16 protein-coding genes are annotated in these 17,468 nt (G+C 64.8%); 4 read left to right on the forward strand and 12 right to left on the reverse strand.

Annotated elements, in window-relative coordinates; all coding sequences use genetic code 11:
• Positions 1 to 44: 44 nt before the first annotated feature.
• From F1609_RS16930 to F1609_RS16985, 12 genes are all read right to left on the reverse strand, one after another.
• Positions 45 to 710 carry a hypothetical protein gene (locus F1609_RS16930; RefSeq protein ID WP_167077580.1) on the reverse strand — a complete coding sequence of 222 codons (666 nt, stop codon included), beginning with the start codon at positions 708 to 710 and terminating at the stop codon, positions 45 to 47.
• The gene (locus F1609_RS16935) at positions 710 to 1,915 is read right to left on the reverse strand and encodes a hypothetical protein (protein ID WP_167077581.1); all 1,206 of its coding nucleotides are present in this window, start codon (positions 1,913 to 1,915) and stop codon (positions 710 to 712) included. Before F1609_RS16935 ends, F1609_RS16930 begins: the two co-directional genes overlap by 1 nt.
• Positions 1,915 to 2,841 carry a hypothetical protein gene (locus tag F1609_RS16940; protein ID WP_167077582.1) on the reverse strand — a complete coding sequence of 309 codons (927 nt, stop codon included), beginning with the start codon at positions 2,839 to 2,841 and terminating at the stop codon, positions 1,915 to 1,917. The genes F1609_RS16935 and F1609_RS16940 overlap by 1 nt, the downstream gene beginning before the upstream one ends.
• Positions 2,838 to 8,537 carry a coiled-coil domain-containing protein gene (locus tag F1609_RS16945; protein WP_167077583.1) on the reverse strand — a complete coding sequence of 1,900 codons (5,700 nt, stop codon included), beginning with the start codon at positions 8,535 to 8,537 and terminating at the stop codon, positions 2,838 to 2,840. Before F1609_RS16945 ends, F1609_RS16940 begins: the two co-directional genes overlap by 4 nt.
• 23 nt (positions 8,538 to 8,560) lie before the next feature.
• Entirely contained in the window at positions 8,561 to 8,815 is a 255-nt protein-coding gene (locus tag F1609_RS16950) for a phage tail assembly chaperone (protein ID WP_167077584.1), read from the reverse strand.
• Between the two features lie 68 nt (positions 8,816 to 8,883).
• Positions 8,884 to 9,336: a hypothetical protein gene (locus F1609_RS16955; RefSeq protein ID WP_167077585.1), complete on the reverse strand. Its 453-nt coding sequence runs from the start codon at positions 9,334 to 9,336 to the stop codon at positions 8,884 to 8,886.
• 178 nt (positions 9,337 to 9,514) lie between these two features.
• Positions 9,515 to 10,726 carry a phage tail tube protein gene (locus F1609_RS16960; protein WP_167077586.1) on the reverse strand — a complete coding sequence of 404 codons (1,212 nt, stop codon included), beginning with the start codon at positions 10,724 to 10,726 and terminating at the stop codon, positions 9,515 to 9,517.
• Between the two features lie 216 nt (positions 10,727 to 10,942).
• Complete coding sequence (locus F1609_RS16965) at positions 10,943 to 11,560, reverse strand: hypothetical protein (RefSeq protein WP_167077587.1); 618 nt, start codon at positions 11,558 to 11,560, stop codon at positions 10,943 to 10,945.
• A gap of 431 nt (positions 11,561 to 11,991) precedes the next feature.
• On the reverse strand, positions 11,992 to 12,948 hold the full coding sequence (locus F1609_RS16970; protein WP_167077588.1) for a toprim domain-containing protein: 957 nt from the start codon (positions 12,946 to 12,948) through the stop codon (positions 11,992 to 11,994).
• On the reverse strand, positions 12,945 to 14,399 hold the full coding sequence (locus F1609_RS16975; RefSeq protein WP_167077589.1) for a DEAD/DEAH box helicase: 1,455 nt from the start codon (positions 14,397 to 14,399) through the stop codon (positions 12,945 to 12,947). The genes F1609_RS16970 and F1609_RS16975 overlap by 4 nt, the downstream gene beginning before the upstream one ends.
• A complete protein-coding gene (locus F1609_RS16980) occupies positions 14,386 to 15,333 on the reverse strand; it encodes a ParB/RepB/Spo0J family partition protein (protein WP_167077590.1) in 948 nt (315 codons plus the stop codon). Before F1609_RS16980 ends, F1609_RS16975 begins: the two co-directional genes overlap by 14 nt.
• Before the next feature lie 7 nt (positions 15,334 to 15,340).
• Positions 15,341 to 15,556, reverse strand: a complete 216-nt coding sequence (locus tag F1609_RS16985; protein WP_167077591.1) for a helix-turn-helix domain-containing protein — start codon at positions 15,554 to 15,556, stop codon at positions 15,341 to 15,343.
• 89 nt (positions 15,557 to 15,645) lie between these two features.
• Between F1609_RS16985 and F1609_RS16990 the strand changes: the two genes are divergently transcribed.
• The 4 genes from F1609_RS16990 (at position 15,646) to F1609_RS17005 (ending at position 17,459) form a co-directional block, all read left to right on the forward strand.
• Complete coding sequence (locus tag F1609_RS16990) at positions 15,646 to 16,368, forward strand: LexA family transcriptional regulator (RefSeq protein ID WP_167077592.1); 723 nt, start codon at positions 15,646 to 15,648, stop codon at positions 16,366 to 16,368.
• Positions 16,368 to 16,670: a hypothetical protein gene (locus F1609_RS16995; RefSeq protein WP_167077593.1), complete on the forward strand. Its 303-nt coding sequence runs from the start codon at positions 16,368 to 16,370 to the stop codon at positions 16,668 to 16,670. Before F1609_RS16990 ends, F1609_RS16995 begins: the two co-directional genes overlap by 1 nt.
• 145 nt (positions 16,671 to 16,815) lie before the next feature.
• Positions 16,816 to 16,971, forward strand: a complete 156-nt coding sequence (locus tag F1609_RS17000) for a hypothetical protein (protein WP_167077594.1) — start codon at positions 16,816 to 16,818, stop codon at positions 16,969 to 16,971.
• A 47-nt stretch (positions 16,972 to 17,018) separates the two neighbouring features.
• Positions 17,019 to 17,459 carry a hypothetical protein gene (locus tag F1609_RS17005; RefSeq protein WP_206752959.1) on the forward strand — a complete coding sequence of 147 codons (441 nt, stop codon included), beginning with the start codon at positions 17,019 to 17,021 and terminating at the stop codon, positions 17,457 to 17,459.
• Positions 17,460 to 17,468: the final 9 nt, after the last annotated feature.

The raw sequence follows: 17,468 nt of genomic DNA on the forward strand, positions 1-17,468 counted from the left end.
GGATGCCTCCCATAAAAAAAACCCGCCGAAGCGGGTTGGGTGGGTTACTGATAATAACTGAGGCTGACCCATCCGCCGGGCGGAACCCCGATCGGGTAGGGCTGGCCGGGAGCGACGGCAAAATCGCCGTCCGAAAGTTGGTTAGCCGGGCCTCCCACACCGCCAGGAAATGTTCTCCCAAAAGCGCTGGCGGGCGCACCGTTGGTGGCAGGAATCGTATACCTGGAGTTAAGCACGGCACTGGCACTGTTACGAATCTCCCCGTTTTGCGGAAACACACCGTTATACGTAATGTAGGCCGAACCCGGGACGAAATCGTAGTAAGGCACCAAGGTGCTCGTCAACCTGTACTTGTCGCCAAAATTCGGGTGAGAGTACTGAGTGACTTGCGTCCGATAAAAACCGGCCGCGCCGCCACCGTTGTTCAGGCGCGCCGCAGCGTCGTATTCCGCATCCTCCCAGGCACTCCACCAGCCGTAGTTACCGAGCGTAAGACCTTCGGGGAACTGACCATCATTAATGTACGTCACCTCGGTACAATAGGTCGATACGGCAGCACTCGACTGGGCCGTCCCTGATGATCCCTGTCCAACCAAAGAAACGATGCGGGTGGTGGTCGCCGGGCAGGGCCACGTGGTGTTCGAATAGAACGTCAGGTTCACCAGCTGGCGCGAACCGCTCATGCCTTGCCGGAAAAGTAGCATACTCATCAGCGCATCACCTTTCCGAAAATATTGACCCCGCCATCGACCGTCCACAGCAAGATCCAGTCGGCGACGGTGGTGCTTGCCAGCATCGTCACCGGCACCGCGCCCAGGGTGGCGGCATGCGAACCATCGGACTTGATCCACTTGATGTTGGTCGGATTCCAGCGTCCCGACAGCGCGTAGCCTTCGATCAGCAGTTCGCCCAGCTGCCCGGCCGGCGGCCAGTTGACGATGTTGAGCACGTTGGCGCCAGCCACCGGCGCCCAGCGCTGCACCTGGCCGTTGCGGAAGTCCAGGGTGTTGACTGTGCCGGCGTCGTAGCGCACCACGCGCGCCGCCACCGCGCTGCCGTCGGCGCGGGTGATGGTGGCACGGAAGGTGGTGGTGGTCAGCGCCAGCACCTGCACTTCGTCGCCCGCCGCCAGCACGTTCGAGCCGCCCTTGATCACCAGGTTGGCGTCGCCCTGGATCGGCGTGTTGCCGGAGGCGATGAAACGGCGCGTAGCGCCGGCCTGCGGCGCCGGCGGAAAGCCGGTAATCGCATCGGTGGTGGTCAGCACCACCGTGTTGCCGCCGGCCGCCCAGATGTCGGGCCTGGCCGAGGACACCATGTCGGCGCCACGCTTTTCGTTGATGGCGTCGGTCGCGTTTCCGGCCAACACGCTGCTGCCGGCCGGACCGGCGGCGCCGGCCACCGAGATGTTCCAGTTCGATACCGTGCCAACCCCGCTGAACGAGGTAATGTTCAGCACCAGGCTGGTCCCGGTATAGCTGACCACGGTGCCGAACATGCGCGCAGTCGGATCGCTGGCCGACACGGCCACCATCGGCACGTTGACGCGGAACTGCTTGGCCGCCTGGGTCTCGAACGTCCGGTTGCCATTGCCGATCGGCAGCGGCGACACGCTGGTACTGGTGAGCTGGGTGCCGTTGGCCGTTTCGGCCGCCGCCGCCGCCAACGCCGCCGAGTCGGACGAAGCCTTGGCCGAGTCCTTCGACGCCAGCGCCGATTTATCGGCCGCCGTGGCGCTGGTCAGGGCCTCGGCGGCGTTATGCTCGACGTTGGCGGCCACCGCGACGAACTGCGGCACGCCGGCGATGATCCAGCGCACGAAGGCGTCCAGGCGGCTGGAAAAGGTCGCGCGGTCGCCGCGCTGGATGACCGGGACCGGGCCCGGGGTAATTGGAGGTGGAATTTCGATTGCCATTAGATAAATCCTTTCACTTCGAGGTTAACAGTACAGAGATCGGGGCCGTCGAACGAGAGCGTCGGCGTGCCCAGTCCGAACACCCGCAGGGGTGAGTAATCGACCAGGTCGGTGGCGATCCACACGCAGGGAACCGCCTGCAGTTCCTTGAGCGTGGCGTAGACCGCCGCCGCGTCGCTGATGCCGAGCTTGGCCGCCAGGCTCATGTCGGTGGTGTTGGCGCCCAGTTCGATGGTGGTGCGGCCGAATTTGTCGACATCGACATAGCTGAAGGTCTGCGGCGTGACCTTGGCGCCGTACTCGGTCAGGCCGAGCGGGCGCATGTCGCCCAGGGCGATCAGGCCGCACTTCACCGGCCCGGTGATCTTGCTCAAGGTGATCGTCACCTGGGCATCGTTGTAGGCTTCCAGGCCGGTGCCGACAAAATCGGTCTGCGGCTTGAAGCGGTCGAAGCACCACTCGTAATAGTCGGGCGGGTCCGACCCTTCCAGGTCGTCCGAATAGCTGTAGACCACCTTGCCGCCGGGAGAATCGAGCACCGTGATGTCGATCCTGTCGGCGTCCAGGCCGAACATGGCGATGGCGTTGAAGGCGCCCACCCGCAAGGTCACGCTCAGGGGCGAGGCAACCGTGCACTGGGTCGACACGTAGCCGTCGAACATGGCCCACAGATTGGTCGGCCCCTGGTCGACCCACCACGGCACGGCGCCGAACTGGTTGATCAGCAGGGTCGGATCGTGGCCGCTGTTGGGCGAGGCCGAGACGCTCTCGTAAATGCGGTGGGTGACGGTGCTGATGCACCGCTCGCCCAGCGCGTAGGCCTTGTTCGGGAGGTAGGCGCCATAATCGTTTTCGAGCACCGAGGTGCTCACGATCATGGCGCCGGTGACCTTGACGGGCACCAGGACACTGCAGGGTTGGCTCATGCGATTGCTTTCGTTCGAAGGTTATTGCCGCCGGAGCTGACGTTGTTGAACTGCTTGGCCAACTGATCGCTGCTGCCGGCCGTCTTGCCCGTGTTGGACGAGATCTCGATCAGTGCTTCGGCCTGCGACTGCACCACCATGCGCAGCTCGCGAATTTCGCCGGCCAGGTCGCCGCTGCCGGCGTTGACCAGCAGCGAGCGCGTTTGCCCGGCGTTGTAAATGCGCGCCGGACCGGTCGCTTCGAGTTCCGGACCGTTCTCGCCCACCAGGCGCACGCCGCCCTCGAACTGGCCGCCGTCGGCATAGCCCGGCACACCGTGATCGCGCAGGAACTGCGCCAGCGTGCCGTTCTCGCGCGCCTGCAGTTCCGGCAGGGCCGCTTTCCTGAACTCGAGCTCCTCGACCGCATCGACCGAAGCGCCGAAGGCGTTCTTCCAGAACGTCAGCCCGGCTGTCTCGCCGCGGCGATGCAGGATGTTTTGGTACAGCTGGTCGACCGTCAGCAGCGTTGGTGCGGCCCCGACCGATGTGACCGGCGCGGCGCCGACCGAAGTCAGCGGCGGCGCGCCGCCCCCGCTGGCACTGGATGGAATGCCATGCTCGCTCAGGAATTGCTGCCAGGCGCCTTTCTCCTTGGCCTCGAGTTCGGGCTTGGCCGCCTTGGTGAAATCGGCCACTTCGCCGTCGTCGATCGATTCGCCGAAAGCCTTCTTCCAGAAGTCCAGCCCACCCTGCTCGCCCTTGCGGCCGAGGATCTGTTCGTACAGACCCTCGACGGTGCGCGGGCTTTGGGTGGTCTTGACCACGGTCAGCGCCGTGCCGAATTGCTTGAGCGCTTCGGTGACGGACAGGATGCCGGTGTTCAGGCCCAGGGCGGCGTCGAGTTGCAACTTGGCGCTGTCGATGATCTCCTGCTGCTTTGCCATCGCATCTTCGTGCTGCTTCTCGAGCAGGCGCAGTTCCGCTGCGGTACCGCCCTCGATGGCGCTGACTGAGCGGTTGATGGCCGCCACGGTCAGCTCCGCCACATCGATCTCGGCCTTCGCGTTCTGCTGCAAGGCGGCAATGCTGTTGCCGGTGCGTGCCTGGTCGCGCGCCCATTCCTCGAAACTCCGGAACAGTTGCTGCGATGGTTTGGCGATGGTTGCCAGCGCGTCGTCCAGGCCCTTGATATCGGCCGTGCCGCCGCCACGCGTGGTGGCCGCTGCGCGCGCCAGCAACTCCTGGGCCGACCTGCGCTGGGCCCCGTCGAACGCTTTCGATTCGATCACGGTCGAGGCCAGCGCCGTGTTGAGTTTCTCGAACACGGCGCGCACCGCATCGGCGCGCTGGGTAATGCCGTCGATGGCCACCTTGGCGTCGTCGGCGCGCTTCTGGATCGCCTTGACGTTGGCCTGGTAAGCCGTTTCCAGATCGGCCTTGTCCTGCTCGACCGCCGCTTTCACATTGTTAAAGGCGGTATTCGCGCCGGTGACGGCATTGCTTGCCGCCAGCGCCTGGTCCTGCAAGGCGTTGCGATGCTTGACCAGGGCGACGGTGGAGGCTTCCAGTCCCACCAGCTCGGTTTCGCGGGTGGCCTTGAGCGCACCGATCTTGTTACCCGTCAATTCCATGATCTGGATTTCGATGCTGCGGTTCTTGGCTTCCAGCGCCTTGGCCGTGGCCAAGTCCTGCAGCGCGTTGCGCTCCTTGACCAGGGCCGCAGTCGATGCCTCCAGTCCCACCAGCTCGGCTTCCCGGGTGGCCTTGAGCGCACCGATCTTGTTGCCCGACAATTCCATGATCTGGATTTCGATGCCGCGGTTCTTGGCCTCCAGCGCCTTCGCTGCGACCACGTCCTGCAGCGCGTTGCGCTCCTTGATCAGGGCCACGGTCGACTCGTCGAGGCCGACCACTTCCTTGGCGCGCTGCTCGGCCAGCGTCAGCGCGGCATTTTTCAAGGCCTGGATCTGGTCATCGATGCCCTTGTTCTTCTCTGCCAGGGCCTTGGCTGATAACAAGCCCTGCACTTCATCGAACAGCCCCTGGTTTTGCGTCGCAATGTCGCTGCGGCGTTTTTGCTGCAAGTTCTCGGGCGTCATCTTCAGTTCGTCGCGCTGGGCCTCCAGCCCCTTTTTCTCGCTGGCGATATCGGCGGCCGTTTTCACCACCTCGTCGATGGCGGGAACGACCGAGGCAAACGCTTCCTGCAGCGCCATCAGGGCCACATAGGTCTTGGCATCGCCTTCCTTGGTGACATCGAGCGCCAGGACGGTCTCCTTGAACTCCTTGCGCGTGTCGACATGGCCCAGCTGCAGTGCGGCCATCTGGGTCTTGACGAATTTCTCGACCGGCGCCAGGCGCTCGGCTTCATTGAGAAAATTGTCGGCAAAGCCGCTGATATTGTCGGACAAGGCATCGATGCCGCCGGCCAGATGGATGAAGTCTTCGCGCGCCTGCAAGCTCGACAGGCCGGTGGCGCTGAACGCCATGCCGATCGAGCCAAGCGCAACGTCGAGCGCCTGGTAGTTCGAGGCCACCCTCACCAGGGTCTCGCCCAGGCCTTCGCCGACCTTCACCAGGTCGGCCAGCATCGGGAACGCATTGTTTGCGACCGTATCGAAGGCCGCGCTGACGCCGGCCGACAATTCATCGACCAGCTCCTGGCCCTTGAGATTGCGGGTGCTGACGCCAAAGTCGATGACCACGGCGTCGATGGCCTTGGTCAGGCCGGCGCCGTCGACACCGAGCTGGGCGCCGGCGCCGACCAGCAGGTCGCCGAGGCTGTCGAAGATCAGCGTGAATGGCTTGAGCGCTTTCGCCTCGAGCGCGCGCTTGTTGGTGAAGTCCTCGCGGCTGTCGCCGTGGAACCAGCCGCCGTCGCTGGTCTTGGTGACGTCTTCGTACTGGAAGCCGCTGCCTTTGCCGGTGCGCAGCGCGCCCAGCGTCCCCTGGAAGCGCACGCCGGTATCGGTAATGGTGGTGCTGGTGTCGGAACCGAAAAACGATTCACTCTTGGCGTCGCGGGTGCCGAAGGCGCTGCCGCTGGTCAGGCCGGCGGTCTGGAAGATGCCCCTGGCCGCGCCGCCGAGCGCCGATTCGATGTTGCGCAGCGCTTGCAGCATGCGGTTCTGGTAGGTCAGTTCGACCGACGAATTCTTTTCCAGCAGTTCGAGCGACTTGGCCATCGATTCCGACTTGGCGGTTTCGTCACCGAACACGGTACCGGTGCCCTGCGTCTTCTGGCGCTCTTCAAAGGTGGTGGCCACCGGCGCGCCACCGCCACCGCCGCCCGACACCGCCACGCCGATCGCCGCCAGCATCGCCGCCACAACGGCGAACGCCGGCAGGCAGGCCGGGAACGGCAAGGCCAGCGAGGCGGCCAGGGCGGTCACGCCGAACACGCCCTGTTTGGCGGTCTCGACAGCCACGACCGGCGCCAGGGTCGATGTTTCGGCGGCCACTTCCGTGGCCTTGGAGGTGACAAACAAGCCGGTGAACGCTTCGAGCAAACCGGTCTTGGTCAGCATCGACTTGATCGCCATCGCCGTTTCGACTGCGCGGAAGGTTTTTTCCGCCGCTTCCAGCGATTTGTAGCCAGTGCTGCCCTCCTTGAAAAAGCCCTTGGCGGCGGAGGCCATGTCGCCATACGAGCCGAGCCGATCCTTGGTTTCCTTGACCGCGATCTGGCGCGTCACTTCAGCGAGCTCCTTCGATCCGCTGGCGTACTTGCTGGTCGCGTTCTGGCGTGCCTTGGCGGTCGCTTCTTCCTTGGCGCCATACTCGCCGAAGACGGTGATCATCTTGTTCATCGCTTCGCCGGCGCTGCCGAACGCCTGCTTGAGCGCTGCGCCAAAATCGAGGGCCTTGCCCGGATCGAGGAACTTGTCGAGTTCCTCGCCGGCCTTCTTGAGCGCATCCATGCCCTCGATCTGCACGCGCAGCGTGGTCCTTTGCTCGGTCAGGTTCAGGGTTTGCTGGATGGCCGTGGTTTCCTCCGGCGTCGCGCCGTCCACCAGCTTCTTCTTCAGTTTATTCGTGTCATGCTCTTCAACTTCCTTGGCCGATTTGCCATGGACCTCTTTCTGGCGCGCCAGGGCATCGACCTCGTCCTTCATTTTCTTGGCGCCATTGGTGTACACCTCGAGCGCAGCGGCCGCGTCTTGCTGGCGCTTCTTCTCGGCCTTGCTGGCCTCCTCGTTGGCGGCCGTCTCCTTTTTGATCGCCGCCGCCAGTTCCAGGATGCGCTGGCGCTGCGACTCCTGCGGCGCCTTGGCCGCTTCGCGTTCGGCCGTGCTCTGTTTGACCGCCGCTGCCGACAGCCCGATTTCGCTCCGCTCCTTCTCCAGGGATTTAATATAGTTATCGGTGTCCTTGTTCGCGCTAGCACGGTTTTCCTCGGCCCTCTTCTTGGCCGCTTCGCGCTCTTTCTGTTCGCGCAACAATTCATCCTTCAAGCCGATTTTCTTCCGATCTTCCTTCGGTTTCTCGGGCGCATCGGGGGAGAACACCTTTTCCATCCTGCCGAACGTGGCGCTCATGCTGTCGATCTTGTCCTGGCGGATGTCGGCGTTCATGGCCGTAATCTGCGCGTAGGTCTGCTTGGCCGAAGCCAGGGCGCCACTCCAGTCGCGGTTCATGAGTTTGCCGATCGCCTCGCCGTAGCCACCGACGCCGACCGCGATTTCCGCCATCATCCCGCCGATCGTCTTGCCAACCTGAGAGAAGACTTCGCCCACCATGAGGGCTACGGCAAACAGCGATTTCAGGAAACCGCCAAGCACATGCGCTGCAAAGCCGAGCAGTTCGCTGCTCTTCATCGTCTCCAGGAACACGCCCGACAGATTGGTCAGGGTCGGCAGCAAGTCGGCGGCGATGCGGGTGGCCATCCCCGTGGCGCCGAGCTTGATCAGGTCGAGCTGGCTGTTGAACTTGCCGGCGCTCTCGGCCGTTTCGTCGCTGATCGTCAGGCCCAGCGCGCGCGCGTTCTCTTCCATCTCTTTCAGGCCCTTGGCGCCGTCATTGAGCATTGGAATCAGGGCATCGCCACCTTCGCCAAAAATCTTGACAGCCAGCGCGCTCTTCTGGGCGCCGTCCTCCATGCCCTTGAACGCCTCGGCCACCGAATAGAGCACGTCCTTGCTCTTGGCGAAGCCGACACCGACCGTCTCGGTCTTGATTTTCAGTGCGCCAAGGCCGCTATTGCCTTCAGCGATGCCGGTGGCGAGCTTGGCCATCGACTTCTCGAACACCGTGCCGCTGGCGCCGCCTTGGGTGAATGCCAGTTGCAAACCGGCGACGTCCTTGGTGGCGATGCCAGTCTTCTTGGCCAGCGCGCCGACGGCATCGGCGGCATCGATGCCGCCCTTGATCCAGGCAGGAAAATCCATCACCATGTTCTTGGCATAGCCGACCAGCGCGCTATTGGCGGCCGCCATCGCCTTGCTCATCGCGCTCGCCGCCTGTCCGCCTGCCGCGGCCACGCCGCTGGCCGCGTTCGTGGTCAGCGTGGTCAGTGCGCTGGCGGCGGTGGCGACCACGCCATTGAGGTTGTTGACGGCGTCACCGACCGTGGTCGAAATATTGCCCAGCGCGGCAACGATCTTCTTTTGCATGTCATCGACGGAAGTCCTGACCAGGACGTCGACATCCTGCATAAAGCGCTGCAGCTGCGCAATATCAGCGCGCAGCCGGGTTTCCATGTCTCCAGCGATCATGTGCGGTCCAATCTATGTTGTGGTTACTGTGTTTTGTTTGATACGTCGATCGCGATGTGGTCGAACATGGCCAGCATGTCCAGTTCCCAGCGCGTAAAACGGACGCCGTAGACGTCCTGGTAAGCGGCGATTTCCTGCGTACTGATGCGTTCCACGCCGTTCATCGACGGCGCCCTGACGAGGCGCGTGAACGCCTCCCAGACCGGCAAACCCAGGCGCGGCCACTCGATGAGCAGCCGCGCGTCGCGCTTGCCGGTGTTGGCCGCCAGCCTGAGCAAATGGGTGCGCAGGCTGGCGCCGTCGCCTTGCCGCGCCGCCAGCTCATACTCGGCGCGGCAGCACTCCGCTAGGCTTTCGCGGAGTCTTTGATAAAAAGCTCAGTCTTGCGCAGGCCGGCCAGCGCCTGGGCACGCACCCATTGCTTTTTCGGATCGGTAAACAGCTTGCGCGCGGCCTCGGCCGTGAACAGCACCGGGGCGCCGCCCTGCGACAGGTTCCAGCCCAGGGTGGAGGCGACCAGGTAGTCGGTCTCTTCTTCGATGTCGTCGACCGGGTCGGTGCTCGGCATCTTGCCGGTCTGCGAATATTCGGAACGCAGCTTGCGGGTGCGCGCCAGGTCGATGCGCTTGCGCGCCTGGTGTTCCGGGCTGGCCAGTTCGATGTAAGCCGAGCTCGGCTCGTTGGTCTTCGGGTTGAGCAGCACCAGGCGGCCGGCCACGATGTCTTCGTAGTCGTCCAGGTCCAGGTTGTTGATCAGTTTGAAGGTGAGGTCGCTGACGTTGTTGTCGATGGTGTTCATGTGGTTTTTCTTTCGCGAGTAAATGGGGGAATGACAAATGAGGGAATGACAAACAGAACTGCAATGTGCCCGTGCCGGAACGCCGCGCCCGCGAAAGGCGACAGCGGTCCGGCCGGTGCTGGTGATGCGGCGCCAGGCAATCCCGGCGCAGCGTTGTTGCGTGAAGAAGCGCGGCCGCTTACGCTGCCGAGTCCTGGATGGCGATGGTGGTCAGGTCGGTTGCCAGGGCGGCACCGCCGGCGTTGTTGAGCAGCGCCTGGAACGGGAAGGTCTGGATGATGGCTTTTTCGCCGTCGTCCTTGGACGCGCCGCCGATCTTGATGCGCGGGATGCTGAAGGCGATGAAATCGGCCGCGCCGGTGTTATCCGACGTGAACACCGCGTACAGGCTGATTTCGCTTTCGTTGTAGAAGGCGTCGCGCAGCGCGGTCGAATCGAACGTGGCCGTGATCTGGCCGGTGACGATCACCCGTCCCGCGGCCTGGAACGTGACCGTGTTCGAGCCGACCGTCGGCTCGCCGGTCTGGGCCGCGGCGATGTCGATGCTCAGGCCGGTCACGTTGGCGACCGTCATGCCGCCCACGCGCAACACGCCGTTGACCGAGGCCATGGTGCTGGTGGCCGTGACCGGCAGCGGGTTGGTGAAGTACTGGCCGACATTGGTGACCGCGTTCTGGCCCTGGAATTCCACGTTGCAGGTGGCCATGCCGGTCGGCGGCAGCGAGATGCCGATTTTCGACACTTTGCAGCCGGTGAACACTTCGCTGGTCGGCACTTCCGGATACCAGTGCTCGATCGAATACGACTTGTCGGCGTGGCCGGTTTGCGGGATCAGGGATTTCTTGCCCCACACCGTCACATTGGCCGATGCGATCGGGCCTTCCGACGCCAGCGAGGTGCCGTTGAGCACCAGGCAGGTCAGCACCAGCGCGCTGACGTTGGTGACCAGGATGTTCTTGTTCAGGTTGGCAGGGTTGAAGGCGCCGACCGTGAGGCGAATGACATCGCCGATCTTGATGCCTTCGAGCAGGAACGAGCCGGCCGCGCGGGTGATGCTGTAAGCGCCGGGAACACCCGAGATGGTGATGGCGGCGCCGACGATGGCGGGGGTGGCCGTGAATGGCTTCTTCAGGGCCGCAGCCATGAAGTCCGCATAGGTCTTGGCCGACAGCTCGCCGCTGATCGCGCCGCCGACCTTGCGCTGGCCGTGACGGAAGTCGCTCATCTGGAAGTCGGTGCGGATCTCGTTGGACTGGTAGGTGTCCTTGGTCATGTCCAGCGACGAGGTGACGCGGCGCACGGCTTGCGATGCGGCCGCGGCCGGCTGCACGCCGTAGGTGAGTTCTTCTTTGTAGCTGACTTGTTTGTAAATGCCGCTTGCAGTGCCCATGTTGATTCCTTTAGACGAAAAAAAACCGCAAGCGAATGCTGTGCGGTTGTGGTTGGATGATTCTGATCCTGCTGTGATGGTGCGGGATTGCACCTTGGTGTCGATTGACTGGGTTGTCCAGGCCGGTGCTGTTTGCGCGCCCCAATGCAAAAAGCCCGCTAGGTTAGTAGCGGGCTTTTCTTTGGACGAGCGAACCCGACCTGAGCCTCAATTATATCAAAACAAAATGCCCGTGCAAATGTTTTTGCGAAGTTTTTCGCGCAGTTGCGCACGCGCCTCGGCCGCCACGTCCACCAGCGACGCGTTCGGAAACGCCCACACCGTGGCCAGGCTGCAGGCGCGGTAGATGGCCCACACGTGGATGCGCTCGAGGCTGCCGATCATGGCGTCGGTGGCTTCGGCCATCTTGATGTCGCTGGCCTGCTGCGCTTCGTACAGGTCGACGCCGTGGCCGTCGCCGTCGCCGCGCAGGCCGCGCATGGTGCGCGTGCCCAGGTCGCGGTCGGCGTCGCCGGCCATCCAGCGCTTCCACAGTTCGAGGCACAGATTGACCGGATCGTCGGCCAGGCGCTCCTGCACCGGCCGCGCCGGCGCCAGGTCGTTGGAAGCGGCGCGCTGCTGGTTCTGCTGGTTCTGCGGATTCTGCTTGCCCGGCGCATCCTGTGCGCCGCAGGCGCGCAGCGCCGGCATCCGCGGCGACGCGGCCGCTACCGGCGCCGGGGCCCGGGTCAGCACGCGTGCGCGCGCCGGTACGGCCGCTTCGGCGCGCAGCTTGCCTGCATTGCCTGCGCTGCCCGCGTCGTTGCCGCGCCATGCCATGGTCAGTGTGTCCATCGTGTTTGCTCCCTTGGTGATGCAGTTGGTGTTCATATGTCGATTCCCCATAAGTGGTCATTAGAGGGGTTGGTTGAACCCTCTTGATTGCATGTGTAAAAGAGGTGGTTTCCCGCCCCCTGAGCAAAACAGACAAAAACTGCTATCGCACGTAGCCGCTTCACGGGTGGTCAATCCCGCCAAGGTGCAGCCCTTACCTCCCCTCGGTCCGCTTGTCGGGCGCACTCTTGTCGAATGCGACCTGCAAGCGGGCCAGTTTTTTCAACACTCACCGCTGTTCGCTCCGGACCGTGCTCGCGGTCCTCGGCAAGGCCCCCTCGCGCCTTGTTCTTGTCTTGCCTGGTGTATGGCTGGCGGCCAGTCTTTGCGCGGTGTGGGCCGATACAGGCCCGTGCACGTTTTTTCGGGTGTCGTCCGCTCCACCCGGCGCCCTACATGGGACGCACCAGACGCGCTTCGCGCATGACCTTGTGTTTGATTTCGGCGAACACGCCGGCCTGCATCTGCAAGATGGCGTGCCCATGGCGCAGGCCGGGCCGCAGTGCGGCGGCGCGCGCTTCCAGCTGCGTCGACAGGTAATCGTTCCAGTCGCTGCCGGCGCACTCGGGATAGGCCACGCCCACGCCGAGCAGGGCCGCCGCTGCGCGCGCGTACTCCAGGCCCGGATTGCGGCCGATGCGCGCCGCGGTTTCCCAATCGTTGTCGGCGCACACCACGGCCAGCCCGGCGGGCCGGCGCGCGCTGGCGACGACCGGCAGGTTGCCGGCGTTGAATGCGACCACCACGCGGCACGCGGGCACGGCGTGAAAGATGGTCAGCCCGGTGGCGAAGCCTTCGGCAAAGGCCGTGAGGGTCGCGCCGGGACGCTCGATGACGTAACAGGCGCCACGCGTGGTGGCGCCCGGATGAAAGCGTTTTTCGCCGTCCGCCGCAATGCGCTGCAGGCTCAGGATGGCGCCGTCGCACAGCATCGGCACCACCAGCGCACCGGCGGCGTCGACCCGCAGGCCGTGGCAGCCGGCCACGCCGAAGCCTTTGCCGGCCAGGTAAGGATGTTCATTGCGCAGCGGCGCGCACTGCGCGTAGCGGCTGCGCGCACTCAAGGTGGCGGCGGCCAGCGCGGCGCGCCGTTCGGCCTGGCGGCGCGCGATCAGGGCGCGCTCGAGCGGCGCCGCCAGCGCACCGGCGCGGCCGGCGCGCCACATCAGCGGCTCGGCATGGACCGCGTAGTCCTGGCACCAGCCGACCTGGCCGTCGTCGGCCAGCTTGATGCTGCCGTTCTTCTTGCGCGGGTGGTTTTCGGTGCGGCAGCGCTGCCATTTGCCCGGCGTGAGGTAGTCCGGCGCGATGATGCCGTGCGCGCCGATGAAGGCAAGGAAGCCGCTCATGCCTGCCTCCCCTTGGCAAAGGCGATGGCGCGCGAACGCACCCATCCCAGCACGGCCGCCGTGGGCGCGCGCGGCGCCGGCGCCGGCTCGTCCGGCCAGGCGCCGTACTTTTCCCTGAACTTGTTGGCGGCCCAGCCGTGCGCGTAGCCGCGTTGGTGCGCGATCGCCAGCAGCTGGGCGTGGAAGTCGGCCTTGTCGGCCGTGCCGGGGCGCGCGGCGGCGGCCACTTCGTGCAACGCGCCCTCGGCGTGCTGGGTCAGGGTGCGCGCGTCGTGCATTTTTCCGCACACCGGGCAGGCCGGCAGCGCATCGTGCACATGGGCGCAGGCCGGGCACCTCATCGGCATGCGCTCCCTGGGGGTGCGGGCGGCGCGCGCGCCCCGTTCGGCGTCGTCCAGCACGCTGGCGCCATGTTCCAGGAAGTCGTGCATGGCGCTCCAGAAGCGCAGGCAGTTGCCGCTGTGATCGAGCACGATGCATTCGCGCTTGCCCGCATGGCTGCGCAAGCCGCGCCCGAGGATCTGCATGTGCTCGGCCAGGCTCGACTTGAGCGGACGCGCCATGATGATCACCTCGACATCGCTGACGTCGAATCCCTTGCTCAGCGCGCTGACGCTGATCAGGCCGCGCAGGTAGCTGTCCGGCTTGCGAAATTCGGCAATCGCCGCGGCGCGCGCTTCGTCGCCGCTGCGGTAGGTCACCAGCTCGCACAGGACGCCGGCGGCGGCGAACTGGCGCTGCATCTCTTCGCAGTGGCGCACGTTGCAGCCGAAGGCGATGAATTTCTTGGCCGCGCCGTGACGCAGGTACTCCTCGACGCAGTCGCCGATGATCGGCATGGCGCGCTCGGCGGCGGCATCGTCGCTCCATTCGCCGGCCACGGTCTTGACGCCGCTCATATCGGGCTCGCTGGCGGCGAAGACGCGGAACGGCACCAGGAATTGTTCGCGGATCAGGGTATTGGTGGTGGCGACGGTGACGATGCGGTCGTAGAAGCGCCCCAGCCCCCTGGTGATGGGCGTGGCGGTCAGGCCGATGCAGACGGTGGCGCGCGCGATGATGCGTTCGGTGATGGTCTTTTGCAGGGCGTGGCATTCATCGACGATGATCAGGTCGGCCTGGGGCCAGCCGCGCCGCGCCAGCGTTTGCACGCTGGCCACCTGGATCGGCTCCGCCGGGCGATAGCGCCAGTGCTGGCCCTGCAGCACACCGTGGTCGATGGCATAGCGGTCGAGCGTGGCGCTGGTCTGGTCGATCAGGGCGATGCGATCGGCGACAAAGATGGCGCGCCGGCCCTTGGCGCGGCACTCGGCCATCATGTGCGCGGCGATCACGGTCTTGCCGCCGCCGGTGGGAATCGACAGGATCAGGTTGCGCGCGCCGTCGCGGATATGCGCGCGCAAACCGTCCTCGGACTGGCGCTGGTAATCGCGCAGTTCAATGGCGTGCATGGGCGGCCTCCTTGAGCGACGCGATGGCAGGCACGATCGCGGCGTTGGCGTCGACGCCGAGCAGCGCGCGCACGCGCTCGAGCAGGCGGGCGTAGCGCCGCGCCTTGCTGTCGGCGTCGTTGCAGGTGGCGTTCAGCTGCGCCAGGCGGCCGGACAGCTGGTCGAAGCGCAGCGACCAGGCCGCGACCTGCTGCGCCAGGTCGGACGTGCTCAGTTCGCGCACCAGCGCGCCGAGGCGGCGGATTTCCTTGTCGGCCGCTTCGAGTTCGATCAGCAGCTCGGGGCGCGCGGGGTGCGCGGCTGCGCCGCCCGATACAGGCTGCGATGGCGATGGCGGCGCGGCGAGGCGTTCGTGCGCGGCGGGCAAGCTCAATTCGCCGCGGCCCACCATTTTGGCCAGCTCGGGCGCGGCACGCGCGACCTTGTCGGCCATCTTCTGGGTGCGGATGCTGGCGCCCGCGCGCGCGGCGCGCTCGGCCACGGTATCAAGGTGCAGCCTTGCACCCTGCCCCGCCGTGCGGTCGCCGCCGCTGCGCTGGGCCCGGCTCCAGTCCTGCGCGCTGGCGACGATGGCGGCCTGCTGCCCGGGCGACAGATGGCGCCGGTGCAGATTGGCCGACAGCACATACGCGGCCGCGCCGGTGCCGTCCAGTTCGATGAAGCGCGGCGCGGTGCCGGTGTCGAGGCAGGCGCGGTAGCGGTTGCCGCCGTCGAGGATCGCGCCCTGGTACAGCACGATCGGCTGGCGCATGCCATGGGCGGCGATGTCGCGTTTGAGCGCATCGAACTGGCTGCCGGACAGGCGCGGAAACAGGGTGCACAGCGGGTGCAGTTCGTACACCGGCGCGGGCTGCGAGGAGGCGCTGCCGCTAGGGTGCGGACGTGACTGTCCCGCACCGGCGGACAAGCCGCTGGCGTGATGGGTGTTGCTCATGTTTGCCTCAGGTCAGTTCATCGATCCGCTTGTGCGGGCATGAGGACGTTTCAGCGTGGAGCGCGCAGATCGCGTGAAAAGTGGCGATTTTGCATTCCGCCTGACCGTTCAGGATACGGTTGACGGTCGGCTGGGTTGTTCCCAGGGCCGTGGCAATGCGCATTTCCGTCCACCCGGTAGCGTCTTTGATTTCCCGTAACAGGGTGGAGATATCTTTATCCATGTACACATTCTATACGCAATCGAATAGATTGGCAACAAACCTGTCGGATTTTTCTGGTCATTTCTATTCGTCTGTGTATAATCTCGGTCATGACTATCTCACACCGACTCACACAAGCGATGGAAGAAGCCGGTTTCCAGTCGCAAAGCGCGCTCTCGCGCGCCTCCGGCGTACCGCAGCCGACGATTAACCGTATTCTCAACCGCAGCGGCGCGCGCGGTCCCGAGGCGGCCACCCTGGCCGCCCTGGCGAGCGCGTGCAATGTGGCCTTCGAGTGGCTGCACGAAGGCACCGGGCCGATGGCGCGCCGTGGTGCCGATGGGGCCGATGGGGCCGATGGCGCCAGCCTGGCGCGCATGCAGCCCGTTGTCGTTGCGGAAGACGGCGATCCGCGCTTCGTCAAGATCAAGATGGTGACCTTGCGCCTGTCGGCCGGCATCAGCGGTTTCCAGGCCGACCCCGAGCACGACCCCGGATCCACCTTGCCGCTCGACGCCGGCTGGCTGGGGCGCAACCACTATGTGGCCGAGCGCCTGGTGGCCACGCGGGTCAAGGGCGAGAGCATGGAGCCGACCTTGTATGACGGCGATATCATCGTCATCAACACGGCCGATAACCGGCCGGCCGATGGCGCTGTGTTCGCGGTCAACTACGAAGGCGAGGCCGTGGTAAAGAGGCTCTCGCGCGACGCCGGCGACTGGTGGCTGGAGTCCGACAACTCCGACAAGCGCAAGTACCATCGCAAGGTGTGCCGCGGCAGCGACTGCATTATCGTGGGGCGCGTGGTGCGCAAGGAAAGCGACCGCATCTGATGCGCGTGCGCGCCGGGCCGATGAAGTCGGCCTGCATCACGGTGGGCGGCCTGGTGCTGGCGATCGTGCTGGTCGACTCCATCGACACGCGGCCCGAACGCGGGCCGGCGCTGCTGGTGCGGCTGCAGCCGCATTTCCCGGCACTGCCGATCATGCTGGTATCGATCGAGGATAATGGTTTTCGCGCTTTCGCCACGTTCCAGACTAGCGAACTGCTGGCGCTGGTGCAGCTTGAGCACGTGGCATTTGTCGAGATCGATATCGATGCCGCATCCGCGGATACCGCTCAACTGCCGTTCTAGCTCACCTCGAATCAGGGTCCGACAGCTTCGCGTAGCGTCCCGCGTCGGGCCCCTCCGCCATAATTATTGCTTATCTGCACGTTATAATGCATAAAGTCGGCACGATCTTTACATCATCTCCTTACCAGCACTGCGCTCATCGCCTATGATCTTCAACGTCGAAGCCGCTGTCGTGCTCGGAATAATCGCCGCCTTGTTCTATGGTTTCTGCGCGCTTTTCCCGACATTTTCCTACGTTGGCACGCCCTTTGTCCTGGCAGCGCTGACGCTCGGCATTAGCGGCGGCGCCGAGTTTTTTTAGGAATGCAGCCAAGAATCGGCCTGGTCATGCCGGTATGGTGGGTGGGTGTGGGTTTGTTTGCGTTCAACATCATGATTTTCTGGGGCCCGATCCCCTTTTATGCGCTGCTGGCCACTACCGCGCTGCTTGTTTACTGGCGCCGTGTGTCGCTTGAGAAAACGAAGTGGCTCGCGGCGCAGCGCGCGCTGCGCGACTACGAGGCCGACGACAAGCTGCCCTTGCAGGAACGCGGCCAGCTGATACGCAGCGCGCTCTTCTGTACCACATGGACAAGGACCCGTCCGCAACACATGCTTCATAATCAAAACGCGATGACGTATCTGCTCAGGGACCTGGGAGCGTGGCTCACGGCAGACGAGCGTTCGACCATCAACGCGATGCTGGCCGAAATGACATCGCGCTATCGCCAGCGATACGTCAGGCAGGTGAAGGACTTCCTGGAGCACAAAGGCGAACGCCATGGCATCGGGCAGTTTCGCGCCAGCTGAGCAGACAGG

The sequence above is a fragment of the Massilia aquatica genome (assembly GCF_011682045.1).
In the GTDB taxonomy this organism is placed as follows: Bacteria; Pseudomonadota; Gammaproteobacteria; order Burkholderiales; family Burkholderiaceae_D; genus Telluria_A; species Telluria_A aquatica.

Bases quoted from the DNA above. Each gene is read 5' to 3' on its own strand.
- F1609_RS16930 (WP_167077580.1), bottom strand. From the start codon at position 710: ATGAGTATGCTACTTTTCCGGCAAGGCATGAGCGGTTCGCGCCAGCTG.
- F1609_RS16935 (WP_167077581.1), bottom strand. From the start codon at position 1,915: ATGGCAATCGAAATTCCACCTCCAATTACCCCGGGCCCGGTCCCGGTC.
- F1609_RS16940 (WP_167077582.1), bottom strand. From the start codon at position 2,841: ATGAGCCAACCCTGCAGTGTCCTGGTGCCCGTCAAGGTCACCGGCGCC.
- F1609_RS16945 (WP_167077583.1), bottom strand. From the start codon at position 8,537: ATGATCGCTGGAGACATGGAAACCCGGCTGCGCGCTGATATTGCGCAG.
- F1609_RS16955 (WP_167077585.1), bottom strand. From the start codon at position 9,336: ATGAACACCATCGACAACAACGTCAGCGACCTCACCTTCAAACTGATC.
- F1609_RS16960 (WP_167077586.1), bottom strand. From the start codon at position 10,726: ATGGGCACTGCAAGCGGCATTTACAAACAAGTCAGCTACAAAGAAGAA.
- F1609_RS16965 (WP_167077587.1), bottom strand. From the start codon at position 11,560: ATGGACACACTGACCATGGCATGGCGCGGCAACGACGCGGGCAGCGCA.
- F1609_RS16970 (WP_167077588.1), bottom strand. From the start codon at position 12,948: ATGAGCGGCTTCCTTGCCTTCATCGGCGCGCACGGCATCATCGCGCCG.
- F1609_RS16975 (WP_167077589.1), bottom strand. From the start codon at position 14,399: ATGCACGCCATTGAACTGCGCGATTACCAGCGCCAGTCCGAGGACGGT.
- F1609_RS16980 (WP_167077590.1), bottom strand. From the start codon at position 15,333: ATGAGCAACACCCATCACGCCAGCGGCTTGTCCGCCGGTGCGGGACAG.
- F1609_RS16985 (WP_167077591.1), bottom strand. From the start codon at position 15,556: ATGGATAAAGATATCTCCACCCTGTTACGGGAAATCAAAGACGCTACC.
- F1609_RS16990 (WP_167077592.1), top strand. From the start codon at position 15,646: ATGACTATCTCACACCGACTCACACAAGCGATGGAAGAAGCCGGTTTC.
- F1609_RS16995 (WP_167077593.1), top strand. From the start codon at position 16,368: ATGCGCGTGCGCGCCGGGCCGATGAAGTCGGCCTGCATCACGGTGGGC.
- F1609_RS17000 (WP_167077594.1), top strand. From the start codon at position 16,816: ATGATCTTCAACGTCGAAGCCGCTGTCGTGCTCGGAATAATCGCCGCC.